Origin of the sequence: Kitasatospora sp. NPDC005748, assembly GCF_040630735.1 — a bacterium.
In the GTDB taxonomy this organism is placed as follows: Bacteria; Actinomycetota; Actinomycetes; order Streptomycetales; family Streptomycetaceae; genus Kitasatospora.
The window spans coordinates 1-14,165 of record NZ_JBEXYD010000011.1; the positions used below are offsets into that span (position 1 = coordinate 1).

The following is a 14,165-nucleotide window of genomic DNA, read 5'->3' on the forward strand; positions in this document are numbered from 1 at the left end:
TGAGAGGGTAAGGCTCCCAGTAGACGACTGGGTTGATAGGCCGGATATGGAAGCCTCGTAAGGGGTGGAGTTGACCGGTACTAATAGGCCGAGGGCTTGTCCTCAGTTGCTCGCGTCCACTGTGTTGTTCTGAAACAACGACCCCCATGACATGGCCTGTCGTGGGTGCGGTTGACAGTTTCATAGTGTTTCGGTGGTCATAGCGTGAGGGAAACGCCCGGTTACATTCCGAACCCGGAAGCTAAGCCTCACAGCGCCGATGGTACTGCAGGGGGGACCCTGTGGGAGAGTAGGACGCCGCCGAACAATCATTCCAAAGAACCCCCCGGTCCGTAAGGATCGGGGGGTTCTTTGCGTTCCCCTTGACGTATCGTCAGAGCATGGACGATCAGGACGCGCAGCAGGAACGGGTCTACGAGGGTACGCCGGCGACCGGCGAGGGGGCGGTCGTCGCTCGCGAGGTGCTCCGGCCGGAGGCGCGCGACGGTGCGCTGCGCGTGCTGACGGAGGCCCAGGCGGTGGACGGCCGCGCCGCGGTCTCCGAGCAGGGGCGTCTGCGGCTCCGCTCCTCGGACACGGCCCGCCCGGGAGTGGTCCACTTCGTCCAGCGGGCAGCAGATCCGGCACAGCCGGTGGACGACGTCGTCGGCTACGCGCAGCTGGAACTCCCCCAGGGCGACCCGGCCGGGGCCAACCCGTCGGCCGAGCTCGTGGTGGCGCCGGCCGCCAGGGGCCGCGGCTTCGGCCGCCCGTTGCTGGACGCGGTACTGACCGAGGCACATCGGGCTGGCCGCGAACACGTCGACGTCTGGGTGCACGGCGGGCACCCGGCGGCCCGCCACCTGGCCGGGAAGTACGGCGCCGAGCTGGTCCGCGAGCTGCGGCAGATGCGCCGCACCGGTTCGCAGACCGAGGCGGTCGCCCTCCCGGACGGCATCGAGCTGCGGACCTTCCGCCCCGGCGAGGACGACGCCGAGTGGCTGCGGCTGAACGCGCTGGCCTTCGCGCACCACCCGGAGCAGGGTTCCTGGACCGAGCAGGACCTCGCGGACCGGCTGGCCGAGCCGTGGTTCGATCCGGCGGGCTTCTTCCTCGCGACCCGCGGCGGCCGGGCGGTCGGCTTCCACTGGACCAAGGTGCACCCGGCGGCCGCCACCGAGCCGGCCCTCGGCGAGGTGTACGTGGTCGGCGTGGACCCGGCGGAGCAGGGCAGCGGCCTCGGCCGGGCGCTGACCGCGGCCGGCCTGCGTCACCTGACCGGCGGCGGACCGGGCGAGCGAGGGCTGGAGACGGTCCTGCTCTACGTGGATGCGGACAACCCGGCCGCCGTTCGCGTCTACGAACGACTGGGGTTCACCGTCCACGAGGTCGACCTGATGTACCGCGTCCAGTACCGGGGGCCCGCAGCAGCCGAATGAGACCGGCCGAGCGACCCCGCGCGCCGGTGTCGTACCGCGACCGGGCCGCCACCCGATCGCAGTAGGGTTGATCGCGCGCGGGTGCCCGTCGGCAGGCAGGGAAGCACGGTCCGGCGCGGCGCCGGGACGGCATAGCGGACAGTCGGGGCCGAAGCAACGGGTGGGCCGCCAAGCCCCGGCTCCGACCGATTCAGCTTTCCTCCTGGCCATGCGGTGTTTACCGTGGATTCAATTGCTGCCGCGAAGATCACAGGATGAAGTCCGTAGTGTCTCGCTCGTGCAGCGTCGGCGACGCCTGCCGGCCGGTCCCGTGTTGACCGCGCCGGGCGGGTGGGCGTTGGCGCTGGGCGAGGACGACGGCCCGCAGAGCCTTTCCCGTCCGGACGCCGTCCTGCTGGAGGAGCTGGAGCCCATGAGCATCCCCCGCCCTGTCTCTGCCCCGCTGTCCCCTCCGGCCCGGATGTCCAGTGCGCTGGGGATACCGCCGGAGCTTCCGGCCGCGGACGACGAGTTGTTCGACGAACTGCCCCAGGGCCGTTTCCTGGACCGCGAGCGCAGCTGGCTCGCGTTCAACGAGCGGGTGCTGGAACTGGCGGAGGATCCGCAGATCCCGCTGCTGGAGCGGGCCAAGTTCCTCGCGATCTTCGCGAGCAACCTGGACGAGTTCTTCATGGTCCGAGTGGCCGGCCTGAAGCGCCGGATCGCCACCGGGGTGGCCCAGCGAAGTGCCTCCGGCCTCCAGCCGCGCGAGGTGCTGGACCTGATCTGGACCCGTTCGCGCGAGCTGATGGCGCGGCACGCCGCCGCCTGCCAGCAGGAGGTCCTGCCGGACCTCGCGAGCGAGGGCATCGAGCTGGTCCGCTGGCCCGAGCTGGCCGAGAAGGAGCAGGCCCGCCTGCACACCCTGTTCCGGCAGAAGATCTTCCCGGTGCTCACCCCGCTGGCGGTGGACCCGGCCCACCCGTTCCCCTACATATCGGGACTCTCCCTCAACCTCGCCGTGGTGGTGCGCAACCCGGTCTCCGGGCACAAGCACTTCGCCCGGGTGAAGGTGCCGCAGTCCCTGGCCCGCTTCCTGGAGGCCTCCCCCCAGCGCTACGTGCCGCTGGAGGACGTCATGGGCGCCCATCTGGAGGAGCTCTTCCCGGGGATGGAGGTGCTGGCGCACCACGCCTTCCGGGTCACCAGGAACGAGGACCTGGAGGTCGAGGAGGACGACACCGAGAACATCCTCAAGGCCCTGGAGAAGGAGCTCATGCGGCGGCGCTTCGGCCCGCCAGTGCGGCTGGAGGTCGAGGAGTCGATCGACCCCTACATCCTGGACCTGCTGGTGCGGGAGCTGAACATCACCGAGGCGGAGGTCTTCCCGCTGCCCGGTCCGCTCGACCTCACCGGTCTGTTCGGCATCGCCGACCTGGACCGCCCCGAGCTGAAGTACCCGAAGTTCGTCGCGGGTACGGCGCGCGGTCTGACCGACGTCGAGTCGGCCTCGCAGCCGGACATCTTCGCCGCGATGCGCGAGCGGGAGGTCCTGCTGCACCACCCGTACGACAGCTTCTCGACCTCGGTGCAGGCCTTCCTGGAGCAGGCCGCGGGCGACCCGGACGTGCTGGCGATCAAGCAGACGCTGTACCGGACCTCCGGTGACTCGCCGATCGTGGACGCGCTGATCGACGCCGCCGAGTCCGGCAAGCAGGTGCTGGTGCTGGTCGAGATCAAGGCGCGCTTCGACGAGCAGGCCAACATCAAGTGGGCCCGCAAGCTGGAGGAGTCCGGCTGCCACGTGGTCTACGGCCTGGTCGGGCTGAAGACGCACTGCAAGCTGTCCCTGGTGGTCCGCCAGGAGGGCGACACCCTGCGCCGCTACTCGCACGTCGGCACCGGCAACTACCACCCGAAGACGGCCCGGCTGTACGAGGACATCGGGCTGCTGACCTCGGACCCGCAGGTCGGCGCGGACCTCTCGGACCTCTTCAACCGGCTCTCCGGCTACTCGCGCCGCGAGTCCTACCGGCGGCTGCTGACCGCGCCGCGCGGCCTGCGGGACGGTCTGATCTCCCGGATCCACAACGAGATCGCCCATCACCGGGCCGGCCGTCCGGCGTTCGTGAAGATCAAGGTCAACTCGATCGTCGACGAGGCCGTGATCGACGCGCTCTACCGGGCCTCCCAGGCCGGGGTACCGGTGGACGTCTGGGTGCGCGGGATCTGCGCGATCCGCCCGGGTGTGCCGGGGCTGAGCGAGAACATCCGGGTGCGCAGCGTCCTCGGGCGGTTCCTGGAGCACTCGCGGATCTTCGTCTTCGGCAACAACGGGGACCCGGAGGTGTGGATCGGCAGCGCCGACATGATGCACCGCAACCTGGACCGCCGGATCGAGGCGCTGATGCGGATCACCGACCCGGCGCACCGGGCCGAGCTGTCCGGGCTGATCGACCTGGGAGTGTCGGACGAGACCGAGTCCTGGCACCTCGGGCCGGACGGCGCCTGGACCCGTCACGCCCAGGACGCCGAGGGCAAGCCGCTGCGACACGTCCAGGACCTGCTCATCGACTCGCGCCAGCGCCGCCGCGCCGCCACCGCCCGCTGACCGCGAGCCGCCGCCACGACCCATGGAGCGACCCACCGGGGCGAGCCGCCGACACGGGCCGCCCAGCGTCGGGATCCGCTGCGGCGGTCGGCCACCAGCCCCGGGGGACGGCTCCGGGGGAACGGGGATCTACCTAGTCATGACCGATGCGCCGATGACGGCCCAGACGGCCTCCACCGCGACCGCCGGGGACATCCTCTCCAGCCATCTCACGGCCCAGGCCGGGGCGTTCCTGCGGGCGCTGCCGATGGCCGTGGGCGAGGTCGGCGCCAGACCGGGGGCGGCCGTCGTCCCGTCCACCGGTACGGCCGGACTGCTGCGGGCGGTACGGCGGATCGGCGGGCTGCTGCACACCTTCGGCGGGTCCTTCGACCAGGCCTGGGCGCAGGAGTCCCGCACCGAGCTGCGCTGGCTGCTGAACCTGCTGGCGCTGGAGCCGGGGTACGTCCGCCGGTCGGCCCGGCTGCTGGGCGCGCTGGACGCGCTGACCGGCAGCGAGGCGGACGGTCCCGGCATGCTGGCCGGCCACGCCGGGGCGCCGAAGGCGCGGGCGCTGCTCGACCGCCAGCTGACGCTGGCCCGGACCAGGGCGCACTCGACCGTGCTGCAGGAGCTCCGTTCGGCGCGGCTGCACGCGCTGGCGGACCGGATGACGCTGCTGGTCGCCGAGGCGCCGCTGCTGGAGACGGCGGACGGCCGGGCCGGCGCGGTGCTGCTGCCGCAGGCGGCGACGGCGTTCGGCGCGCTGACGGCGAGCGCCCAGCAGCTGCCGCTGCGGCGGGCGGCCACCCCGTACGGCGGGGACGGTCTGCGCCGGCTCGGCGCGGTGCCGGCGGCCCGGGGCGCGATGGACGCCGACGCGGCGCTGGCGGCGGACGACGCGCCGTGGCACCGGGTGCGGATCCTGGTGAAGCGGGCCCGCTACGCGCTGGAGGTGTGCGGCCTTCCGGCCGCCGAGCTGGACGCGCTGGACGAGGTGCTGCGCCGGCACCAGGAGGCGGCCGACGCGGCGGTCACCGCGGCCACGGCGGCGCGGACGCCGAGGATCACACCCGCGACCGCCTACGTGCTCGGCGTGGTGCATGCTGATCAACGACTGGAGGTGGAGGCGGCGCGGTACGCCTTCGGCCGCCGGTGGCCCGAACTCCCGCCGGGCCTGGACGGCTGGCTGGAGATCCCCCCTGCCGAGGGCTGGGGGTACACCCCCGCACCCCGGACGGCATGACGTGCACGACCGCCTGAGCACCGAGCGGGCCCACGGCTCGACCATCAGCAGCCCGCGGGCCGGGCGGGGGCCGGTGGTGCTGACCGCCGGAGCGGTGCTCTGGCTGCCGGGGCGCCCGAAGAAGAGCGGCCGGCTCGGGCGGCCGCGGATCGCGCTGATCCACCGCCCCAAGTACGACGACTGGAGCCTGCCGAAGGGCAAGCTCGATCCGGGGGAGGGCGTGGTCGAGGCGGCGCTGCGCGAGGTGCGCGAGGAGACCGGGTTCTCCTGCGTGCTGGGGGACGAGCTGCCGACGCAGCACTACCTGGCGCAGGGGCGGCCGAAGGAGGTCCGGTACTGGGCGGCGGTGCCGGCGGCCGGGGAGTTCCGGCCGAACCGGGAGGTGGACCGGCTGGAGTGGCTGCCGGCGGGGAAGGCCAGGGCCAGGCTGACGCACGAGCGCGACCGGGTGCTGGTGGACGCGCTGCTCGGGATGCTCGGCGCGCGGCCGGTCCGGTCCTCGTAGCCGGGCCCGCCCTCCTGGCCGGACCGGTGACGGAACGTCGGCAGTGATCTTCCCGCGCCCTGCTCGTGACGCAACCGTTACTACCTGACGTAGTTTCCTGTCATCCGTCCGAGGTTCACTCCCCGTTCACTTCCGACCGGCTGACGTGTCACTTACCCGGCTTAACTTCGGGGTTACCGGAGGGCCGCACGGGCCCCGGACCACAGCAAAACCCGCGCCCCGCCGTCCTCGTACGGTCCGCGTGCCGGGCAATGCCACAGAAAGGGACACCCCTGTGAAGCTCCAGCGGAACGGCCGCTCCAAGGCCCTCGCCATCGGTGCCATGGCGCTCGTCAGCTCGCTGTCGCTCGCCGCCTGCGGTTCGGACGAGAACAACACCAACGCGTCCGGCGGCAGCGGCTCCGCCTCGGCTCCCGCGATCGCCTGTGGCAGCAAGCCCGCCGCCCTGATCTCCGCGGGTTCCACCGCGCAGGGCAACGCGATCGACGTCTGGAAGAACAACTTCGGCGCCGCGTGCTCCGGCTCCAGCATCAACTACGGCGGCGGCGGCTCGGGCGCGGGTGTCCAGCAGTTCAACCAGGGCAAGATCCAGTTCGCCGGTTCCGACTCGCCGCTGAAGCCGGCCGAGGTCGAGGACAGCAAGAAGGTCTGCACCGGTGGCCAGGGCATCAACCTGCCGCTCGTCGCGGGTCTGATCTCGATCGTCTACAACGTGGACGGCGTCGACAACCTGGTCCTGGACGGCGCGACCACCGCCAAGATCTTCGACTCGCAGATCACCAAGTGGAACGACCCGGCGATCGCCGCGCTGAACCCGGGCGCCAAGCTGCCGGACGCCGACATCCAGGCCGTCCACCGCACGGACGACTCGGGCACCAACGAGAACCTGACCAAGTACTTCGCCAAGGTCTCCAACGGCGCCTGGAGCTACCCGGCCGCCAAGGCCTGGGCCGGCAAGGGCGGCCAGGGCGCGAACGGCTCCGCCGGTGTCGCGGCCCAGGTGAAGCAGGTCAAGAACTCGATCAGCTACGCCGAGCTGTCCTACGCGCAGAGCAACAACCTGAAGAGCGCCGCGATCGCCACCGGCGCCTCCAAGCCGGTCGAGGCCACCGCCGCCAACGCCGCCACCACCTTCGCCAAGGCGAAGATCGCGGGCACCGGCAGCGACCTGGCGCTGACCCTCGACTACGGCACCAAGGAGGAGGGTTCCTACCCGATCGTCCTGGTCACCTACGAGATCGTCTGCGACAAGGGCAACAAGGCCGACACCCTCGACGCGCTGAAGGCGTTCCTGACCTACGCCGCCAGCGACGCCGGTCAGAAGGCGGTCGGCGACACCGGCTACGTCGCGCTCCCGAAGGAGCTGACGGACAAGGTCAACGCGGTCATCCCGACCCTGGCCTGATCCAGCCCGACCTCCGGCGGAGCGGCCCCGTGGACGAGGGGGCCGGGGCCGCTCCGCCGGACAGCACGACTTCGCCATGAGCACGTCCGGGGCACCGCCGCCAGGGTGCCGCCCCCTCGGGGCAGCACCACCAGACCGGAGTAGACCACATGACTTCATCCTCCCCTGCCGCCCCGCGAGGCAGGGAACGCCGCAAGCGTGACAGCCGGCTCGGCGACAAGATCTTCATGAACGCCGCCCGTGGGTCGGGCATCCTGCTGCTGGTCATCATGGCCGCCATCGCAGGCTTCCTGACCTGGCGCGCGGGCATCGCGCTGAGCAAGAACGAGGGCAACTTCCTCACCACCTTCGAGTGGACGCCGGACGCCGCGAAGCCCGTCTTCGGCATCGCCGTCCTGGCGTTCGGCACCATCATCAGCGCGGCGCTCGCGATGGCGATCGCCGTCCCGGTGGCCATCGGGATCGCGCTGTTCATCTCGCACTACGCGCCGCGCCGGATCGCCCAGCCGTTCGCCTACCTGGTGGACCTGCTGGCCGCCGTGCCCAGCATCATCTACGGCCTCTGGGGCGCGCTCTTCCTGGTGCCGCACCTCTACGGGCTGACCAGCTGGCTGGACGAGTACCTCGGCTGGACGTACGTCTTCGACCAGTCCCGGGTCGGCACCGTGCCGCGCACGCTGTTCACCGTGGGCATCCTGCTGGCCATCATGATCCTGCCGATCATCACCGCGGTGACCCGGGAGGTCTTCCGGCAGGTGCCTCGGATGCACGAGGAGGCGGCGCTCGCGCTCGGCGCGACCCGCTGGGAGATGATCCGCACCGCGGTGCTGCCGTTCGGCCGCCCCGGCATCATCTCGGCCTCGATGCTCGGCCTCGGCCGTGCGCTCGGCGAGACCATCGCGGTCGCGGTGGTGCTCTCCTCCAACAACGTCCTCTCGCTCCACCTGCTCGACCCGGGCGGTGGCACCTTCGCGCAGAACATCGCGCTGAAGTTCGCCGAGGCCCAGCCCTTCGGCCGGGACGCGCTGATGGCCTCCGGCCTCGTCCTGTTCGTGATCACCCTCGTGGTGAACGGTGCCGCGCGGCTGATCGTCGCCCGCCGCAAGGAGTACTCGGGGGCCAACGCATGAGCGCCGCGACCACGTCCGTTCCGGCGGACACCCGCCCGGTCGGCCGCCCGCTGACCTCCAACCGCCTGCCCAGGTGGACCCCGGCCGCCGTCGCCGCCGGCTCGATCGCGCTCGGCTGCGGGATCGGCGCGGTCGGCGGGCTGGAGAGCCACCTGCAGTGGGGCCTCATCTCGGCGCTGCTGTTCCTGGGGATCAGCTACGGGCTCGCCGCCCGGGTCGAGGGCCGCCGCCAGGCCAAGGACCGCTTCGCCACCTCGGTGGTCTGGGTCGCCTTCATCCTGGCCGTGGTGCCGCTGGCCGCGCTCACCATCTACACCGTCCAGCAGGGCGCGGAGGTGGTGAACGGCAACTTCCTGACGCACTCGATGAAGGGCGTCCGCTACTCGGGCCCCGGCGGCGGCATCTACCACGCGCTGATCGGCACCATCGAGCAGGTCCTGCTGGCCACCGCGATGGCCGCCCCGATCGGTCTGCTGACCGCCGTCTACCTGGTCGAGTACGGCCGGGGCCGGCTCGCCAAGGCGGTCACCTTCTTCGTCGACGTCATGACGGGTGTCCCGTCGATCGTCGCCGGTCTGTTCATCCTGTCCCTGTGGAACATCGCCCTCGGCTTCTCCTACTCGGGCTTCTCGGGCTCCCTGGCGCTGGCGATCCTGATGATGCCGGTCGTGGTCCGTTCCACCGAGGAGATGCTGAAGCTCGTCCCGAACGAGCTGCGCGAGGCGTCGTACGCCCTCGGCGTGCCGAAGTGGAAGACCATCCTGCGGATCGTCCTCCCCACCGCGATCGGCGGCATCACCACCGGTCTGATGCTCGCGGTCGCCCGCATCACGGGCGAGACCGCCCCGGTGATGATGCTGGTCTTCGGCGCGGACTTCATCAACAGTGACCCGTTCAACGGGCCGCAGCAGTCGCTGCCGATGTACATCTGGCAGCAGTACGCGGTGGTGAACAACGACTACGGCTACGCCCGTGCCTGGGGCGCGGCGCTGGTGCTGATCGCCTTCGTGATGGGGCTCAACCTCATCGCCCGGGGCATCGCACGCTGGCGTTCGCCCAAGGGCGGACGCTGAGCGCCCGACTGACGTACGACCCAGAATTCATTAGCGGCCCCCGGCCGCGGGCGAGAGAAGTAACGATCATGGCCAAGCGCATCGACGTCAGCGGACTGTCCGCCTTCTACGGCACCACCAAGGCCATCGAGGACATCTCGATGAGCATCGAGCCCCGCTCGGTGACGGCCTTCATCGGCCCCTCGGGCTGCGGCAAGTCCACCTTCCTGCGGACCCTCAACCGGATGCACGAGGTGATCCCCGGCGCCCGTGTCGAGGGCAAGGTGCTCCTGGACGACGAGAACCTCTACGGCTCGCACGTCGACCCGGTCGCCGTTCGCCGGGCGGTCGGCATGGTCTTCCAGCGGCCGAACCCGTTCCCGACGATGTCGATCTACGACAACGTGATCGCCGGGCTGAAGCTCGCGGGCGTCCGCAAGAAGTCCGTCCTGGACGGCGTGGTGGAGAAGTCCCTCAAGGGCGCCAACCTGTGGAACGAGGTCAAGGACCGGCTGAACAAGCCGGGTGCCGGCCTCTCCGGCGGTCAGCAGCAGCGCCTCTGCATCGCCCGCGCCATCGCGGTCGAGCCGCAGGTCCTGCTGATGGACGAGCCCTGCTCGGCGCTCGACCCGATCTCCACCCTCGCCATCGAGGACCTGATCGGCGAGCTGAAGTCCCAGTTCACGATCGTGATCGTGACGCACAACATGCAGCAGGCGGCCCGCGTCAGCGACCGCACCGCCTTCTTCAACCTCGCCGGGGTCGGCCAGCCGGGCAAGCTGATCGAGCTGGACGACACCCAGCGGATCTTCTCCAACCCGTCCGTGCAGGCGACCGAGGACTACATCTCCGGCCGCTTCGGCTAGACCGCCCGGAGCCAGAGCTGCTTCGTGGTGCTGCATGGCGGTGCCGCCGCGAAGTATGAGGAAGGGCCCGCCCCCGAGACGTGGGGGCGGGTCCTTGCCATGTCCGCCGGCGCGTCCTGCCCGGCCCGGGGCGTCAGCCCCAGAACAGGTGGACGAACCAGTACATCAGCGCCGCGACGATCGCGGCGGCCGGCATCGTGATGAACCAGCCGAGCACGATGTTCTTCGCGACGCCCCAGCGGACCGCGCGGATCCGCTTGGTGGCGCCCACGCCCATGATCGCCGAGGTGATCACGTGGGTGGTGGAGATCGGCGCCTTGAAGACGAACGAGGTGATGTACATGACCGTCGAGGCGGTGGCCTCGGCGGCGAAGCCCTGCGGCGGGTCCAGCTCGATGATCTTGCGGCCGAGGGTCCGCATGATCCGCCAGCCGCCCGCGTAGGTGCCCAGCGAGAGCATCGTGGCGCAGGAGATCTTCACCCAGACCGGGATGTCACTGCTGTCGTGGTGGCCCGAGATGGTGAGCGCCATGACCACGATGCCCATGGTCTTCTGGGCGTCCTGCAGACCGTGCGCGAGGGCCATGGCGGCGGCCGACGCGGTCTGCGCGACCCGGAAGTTGCGCTTGGCGCGGTGCGGGTTGGCCCGCCGGAAGATCCACAGGATCGCCAGCATGACCAGGTAGCCGCCGACCAGGCCGACGATCGGCGAGACGATCATCGGGATGACGATTTTGTCGAGGACGCCGCTCCAGATCACCTCGGTGCCGCCGGCCAGGGCCGCCCCGACCATGCCGCCGAACAGCGCGTGGGAGGAGGAGGACGGCAGGCCGAAGTACCAGGTGACCAGGTTCCAGGCGATCGCGCCGACGAGGGCGGCGAACAGGATCGCCATGCCCTGGTTGCCGGTCGGGGTGGCGATGATGCCCTTGGAGACGGTGTGCGCCACGCCGCTGCCGAGGAAGGCGCCGGCCAGGTTCATCACCGCGGCCATCGCGAGCGCGGCCCGCGGGGTGAGGGCCCGGGTGGAGACCGAGGTGGCGATGGCGTTCGCGGAGTCGTGGAAGCCGTTGGTGTAGGTGAAGAAGAACGCAACGCCGAGGACGGCGATGAGTGCAGCCAGGTCCACGGGGGTCAGGACTCCTTGACGGCGATGGTCTCCACCGTGTTGGCGACGTGCTCGAACGCGTCCGCCGCCTCCTCAAGGACGTCCACGACCTGCTTGAGCTTGAGCACCTCGATGGCGTCGTACTGGCCGGAGAACAGGTGGGCGAGCAGCTTGCGGTGGATCTGGTCGGCCTGGTTCTCCAGCCGGTTGACCTCGATCCAGTACTCGGTGAGGTTGGACATGGTGCGCAGGTTCGGCATCGCCTCGGCGGTGAGCTCGGCGGCGCGCGCCAGCACCTCGATCTGCTGTTCGATGCCCTTGGGCAGGGTCTGGATGTCGTAGAGGACGACCAGGTCGACGGCCTCCTCCATGAAGTCCATGATGTCGTCCAGCGACGAGGCGAGGCTGTAGATGTCCTCGCGGTCGAAGGGCGTGATGAACGACGAGTTCAGCTGGTGGAAGACCGCATGGGTGGTGTCGTCCCCGGCGTGCTCGGCGGCGCGCATGCGCTCGACGATCTCCGCGCGGGCCGACACGTCTGATCCCAGCAGTTCCAGCAGGAGCTTCGATCCCACGACGAGGTTCTCCGCGGCGGCGGCGAACATGTCGTAGAAACTCGTCTCCTTCGGGGTCAGGCTAAAACGCACGGAAATCTCCGATGTGCGGGGTAGGGACTGAACGATGCTAGGTGCAACCAAGCGCAATTGCGCAAACGGGGTGGTGCGAGGGGAGGCGGATCCTCCGCTTCCGTTTGGTCGCCGTAGTGGTGCACCCGGCCCGCACACCCATGTGCGGACGTGAGCCCCCAGTCTGACGGAACCTCGCGCGGTTTGCCCCTGTCGTGCGCGCGGAACAGCGGGGTGTGGCCCGGACGGGGGAACCACCCTCCGGCCCGGCCCCGGAGCCCGGCCGGACCCCGCCCGGAGCCCGTCCGGGGCCGCTCCGGGGCCGCTCCGGGCCGTGGACCGCGCCGGAGGAACACCACGACCGGCCCCGGTGTTGGACACTGGAGGCCGACGCAGCCACCCAGGCATCCAGACGAAGGCGGGCCGATGACCACGACGGAAGCGCGCACCGACCCGGACCAGGCGCCGGGGGGCGAGCCGCACGGAGCCGCCGCCGGGCCGGCCGCTCCGGAGGCGCCCGCACAGCACGGTGGGCACGGCGGACACGGTCCGCACGGGTACAGCGCCCAGAAGGACGCCCACCTCAAGCGCCTGCGCCGGATCGAGGGCCAGATCCGCGGCCTCCAGCGGATGGTCGACGAGGACGTCTACTGCATCGACGTGCTGACCCAGGTGTCGGCCGGTACCAAGGCCCTGCAGTCCTTCGCGCTGTCCCTGCTGGAGGAGCACCTGCGGCACTGCGTCGCCGCGGCCGCCGAGGAGGGCGGCGCCGAGCTGGACGCCAAGGTGGCGGAGGCCACCGCCGCGATCGGCCGGCTGCTGCGCAGCTAGCCCCTCGGCCGGGGCCGGGGGCCTAGGAGCTGCCCTGGCGGCCGGTTCCGGGGCCCGCCGCGGGCCCGGCTCCGGAGCGTCGGCCGGCGCGTCCGGGCGCCCGCTCCTGGGGCGTCCGGTGCCCGGCCTCCGACGGCCGGTCGGCGGCCGCGGCGCCGTCGGGCCGGTCCAGCAGCAGCACCTCGTCGATCCGCTCCGGCGGGAGCCGGTCGCCGTCGCTGGCCGTGGCGGCGATCATCAGCTCGCCGGCCAGGTCGATCTCGTCGAGGGCCGCGTCCTCGTGGCCGCCGCTGCGGCCGCCCGTGGACGACACCACCTGCACCACCCCTTCAGTGCCTCGCCAGCCCGGGCGGCAGCCACCCGATGTCCAGCCTAGGCACTTCGCAGCCCGTCCACATGGCACGGACGGGCCATCTCGGCGCCGCCGAAACGGGTGGGCCGCGCTGCCCGGGGTGGCCCACCCGATCCGGCGGCGTCCCCGCCGCCGGCTACTTCGGGCTTTCCGTGGGCTTCATCGCGTAGATGTCGGCGGCGGGCGGCTCGGCCGCCTCCACCGGTTTGCCGAAGTCCGACAGCGTGGTGGTCGACGTCACCTTCACCTGGTCCTTCGCCTCCTTGGACCCGGCCACGCCGGCGAAGGTGAAGATCTCGACCACCTTGTGCAGCCGCCCCTGCTCGTCCAGCCAGGCGTCGTACGGGATGTCCTTGACCGTGAAGGTCTGGGAGCCCATCCGCAGGCCGTCCCCGCCCCGGCCGCCGGTCGCGTCCGCGGCCTTGGCGAGGTCCAGGGTCCCCCGGTAGTGCTTCAGCGGGACCCCGTCGACGGTCTCGGTGCCGACCAGGTCCGCCTTCTGCGCCCCGCGCAGCGCACCCGCGGCGGAGGCCGGTTCGGTGGCGCCGCTGCTGACCAGGTTGCCGTCCGGCAGCTGGCGCACGTCGAGCTTGACCCACTTGCCCTCGGGCACCTTGGCGCCGCTGTTCTGCAGGTAGACGGTGCCCGGCAGGACCACCTCGACGATCTTCCCGGTGGTCGCCGCGCCGGGTGGCACCGCGACCTCCAGCCGCCCGATCCGCTTCACGTAGTCGTAGCCGCCGGTGCCGGTGAAGACGGCCTTCTTCTCGGCCGACTCGGTGACCAGTTCGGTCGCGGTGTGCGCGGAGCCCGTCCGGCCGGTGATGTCGGCGGCGCTGCGGACGGCCGTCACCGGGTCGGCGGAGAGCCGGTCGGCGCCCGCCTTCCGGTCGGCCGAGCCGCCGGAGTCGGCGGTGGCGCCCGAGCAGCCGGCCAGCCCGGCGAGCGCGGCGGCGAGCACGGCGGCGCCGGCCGCCGAGCGCAGGTGGGGCAGTGGGCGACCGTGCCGCCGGCCGCTGCGCTGCTGGTCGGTCATCTTCATCCTCGCGACAACCCC

General features: G+C 71.2%; 13 protein-coding genes and 2 rRNA genes. 11 read left to right on the forward strand and 4 right to left on the reverse strand.

Features of this window, described 5'->3' with window-relative positions:
• The 10 genes from ABZ495_RS11345 to pstB form a co-directional block, all read left to right on the forward strand.
• Nucleotides 1-104: ribosomal RNA gene (locus ABZ495_RS11345) — 23S ribosomal RNA — on the forward strand; the annotation flags it as partial.
• Between the two features lie 85 nt (nt 105-189).
• Nucleotides 190-306: ribosomal RNA gene (gene rrf, locus ABZ495_RS11350) — 5S ribosomal RNA — on the forward strand.
• Nucleotides 307-380: 74 nt separating this feature from the next.
• Entirely contained in the window at nt 381-1,418 is a 1,038-nt protein-coding gene (gene mshD / locus ABZ495_RS11355; protein ID WP_359835474.1) for a mycothiol synthase, read from the forward strand.
• Nucleotides 1,419-1,830: 412 nt separating this feature from the next.
• Nucleotides 1,831-4,008, forward strand: a complete 2,178-nt coding sequence (locus ABZ495_RS11360; RefSeq protein WP_359803871.1) for an RNA degradosome polyphosphate kinase — start codon at nt 1,831-1,833, stop codon at nt 4,006-4,008.
• Between the two features lie 139 nt (nt 4,009-4,147).
• Nucleotides 4,148-5,233 (forward strand): CHAD domain-containing protein, encoded by a 1,086-nt coding sequence (locus ABZ495_RS11365; protein ID WP_359803857.1) that lies wholly within the window; start codon nt 4,148-4,150, stop codon nt 5,231-5,233.
• 94 nt (nt 5,234-5,327) lie between these two features.
• A complete protein-coding gene (locus ABZ495_RS11370; RefSeq protein WP_329492197.1) occupies nt 5,328-5,738 on the forward strand; it encodes an NUDIX hydrolase in 411 nt (136 codons plus the stop codon).
• 274 nt (nt 5,739-6,012) lie between these two features.
• Nucleotides 6,013-7,143, forward strand: coding sequence for a phosphate ABC transporter substrate-binding protein PstS (pstS, locus tag ABZ495_RS11375; RefSeq protein WP_329489081.1), 1,131 nt, complete (start codon nt 6,013-6,015; stop codon nt 7,141-7,143).
• 149 nt (nt 7,144-7,292) lie between these two features.
• Nucleotides 7,293-8,273, forward strand: a complete 981-nt coding sequence (pstC, locus tag ABZ495_RS11380; protein ID WP_329489082.1) for a phosphate ABC transporter permease subunit PstC — start codon at nt 7,293-7,295, stop codon at nt 8,271-8,273.
• Entirely contained in the window at nt 8,270-9,346 is a 1,077-nt protein-coding gene (gene pstA / locus ABZ495_RS11385; protein WP_329489083.1) for a phosphate ABC transporter permease PstA, read from the forward strand. Before pstC ends, pstA begins: the two co-directional genes overlap by 4 nt.
• Before the next feature lie 68 nt (nt 9,347-9,414).
• Nucleotides 9,415-10,191, forward strand: a complete 777-nt coding sequence (pstB, locus tag ABZ495_RS11390) for a phosphate ABC transporter ATP-binding protein PstB (RefSeq protein ID WP_329489084.1) — start codon at nt 9,415-9,417, stop codon at nt 10,189-10,191.
• Between the two features lie 133 nt (nt 10,192-10,324).
• Here pstB and ABZ495_RS11395 read toward each other — a convergent pair whose 3' ends face one another.
• Together ABZ495_RS11395 and ABZ495_RS11400 are read right to left on the reverse strand one after the other, a co-directional pair.
• A complete protein-coding gene (locus ABZ495_RS11395) occupies nt 10,325-11,320 on the reverse strand; it encodes an inorganic phosphate transporter (RefSeq protein ID WP_352293704.1) in 996 nt (331 codons plus the stop codon).
• Nucleotides 11,321-11,325: 5 nt separating this feature from the next.
• Nucleotides 11,326-11,946 carry a DUF47 family protein gene (locus ABZ495_RS11400; RefSeq protein ID WP_329489086.1) on the reverse strand — a complete coding sequence of 207 codons (621 nt, stop codon included), beginning with the start codon at nt 11,944-11,946 and terminating at the stop codon, nt 11,326-11,328.
• Nucleotides 11,947-12,351: 405 nt separating this feature from the next.
• On the opposite strand from ABZ495_RS11400, the gene ABZ495_RS11405 reads away from it, so the two are divergent.
• Nucleotides 12,352-12,756, forward strand: a complete 405-nt coding sequence (locus tag ABZ495_RS11405) for a metal-sensitive transcriptional regulator (RefSeq protein WP_359835476.1) — start codon at nt 12,352-12,354, stop codon at nt 12,754-12,756.
• 22 nt (nt 12,757-12,778) lie between these two features.
• Here the strand turns inward: ABZ495_RS11405 and ABZ495_RS11410 are convergent, their stop codons facing one another.
• Both ABZ495_RS11410 and ABZ495_RS11415 read right to left on the reverse strand, forming a co-directional pair.
• Complete coding sequence (locus tag ABZ495_RS11410; RefSeq protein WP_329492198.1) at nt 12,779-13,069, reverse strand: hypothetical protein; 291 nt, start codon at nt 13,067-13,069, stop codon at nt 12,779-12,781.
• A 175-nt stretch (nt 13,070-13,244) separates the two neighbouring features.
• Nucleotides 13,245-14,144 carry a hypothetical protein gene (locus tag ABZ495_RS11415; RefSeq protein WP_359835478.1) on the reverse strand — a complete coding sequence of 300 codons (900 nt, stop codon included), beginning with the start codon at nt 14,142-14,144 and terminating at the stop codon, nt 13,245-13,247.
• Nucleotides 14,145-14,165: the final 21 nt, after the last annotated feature.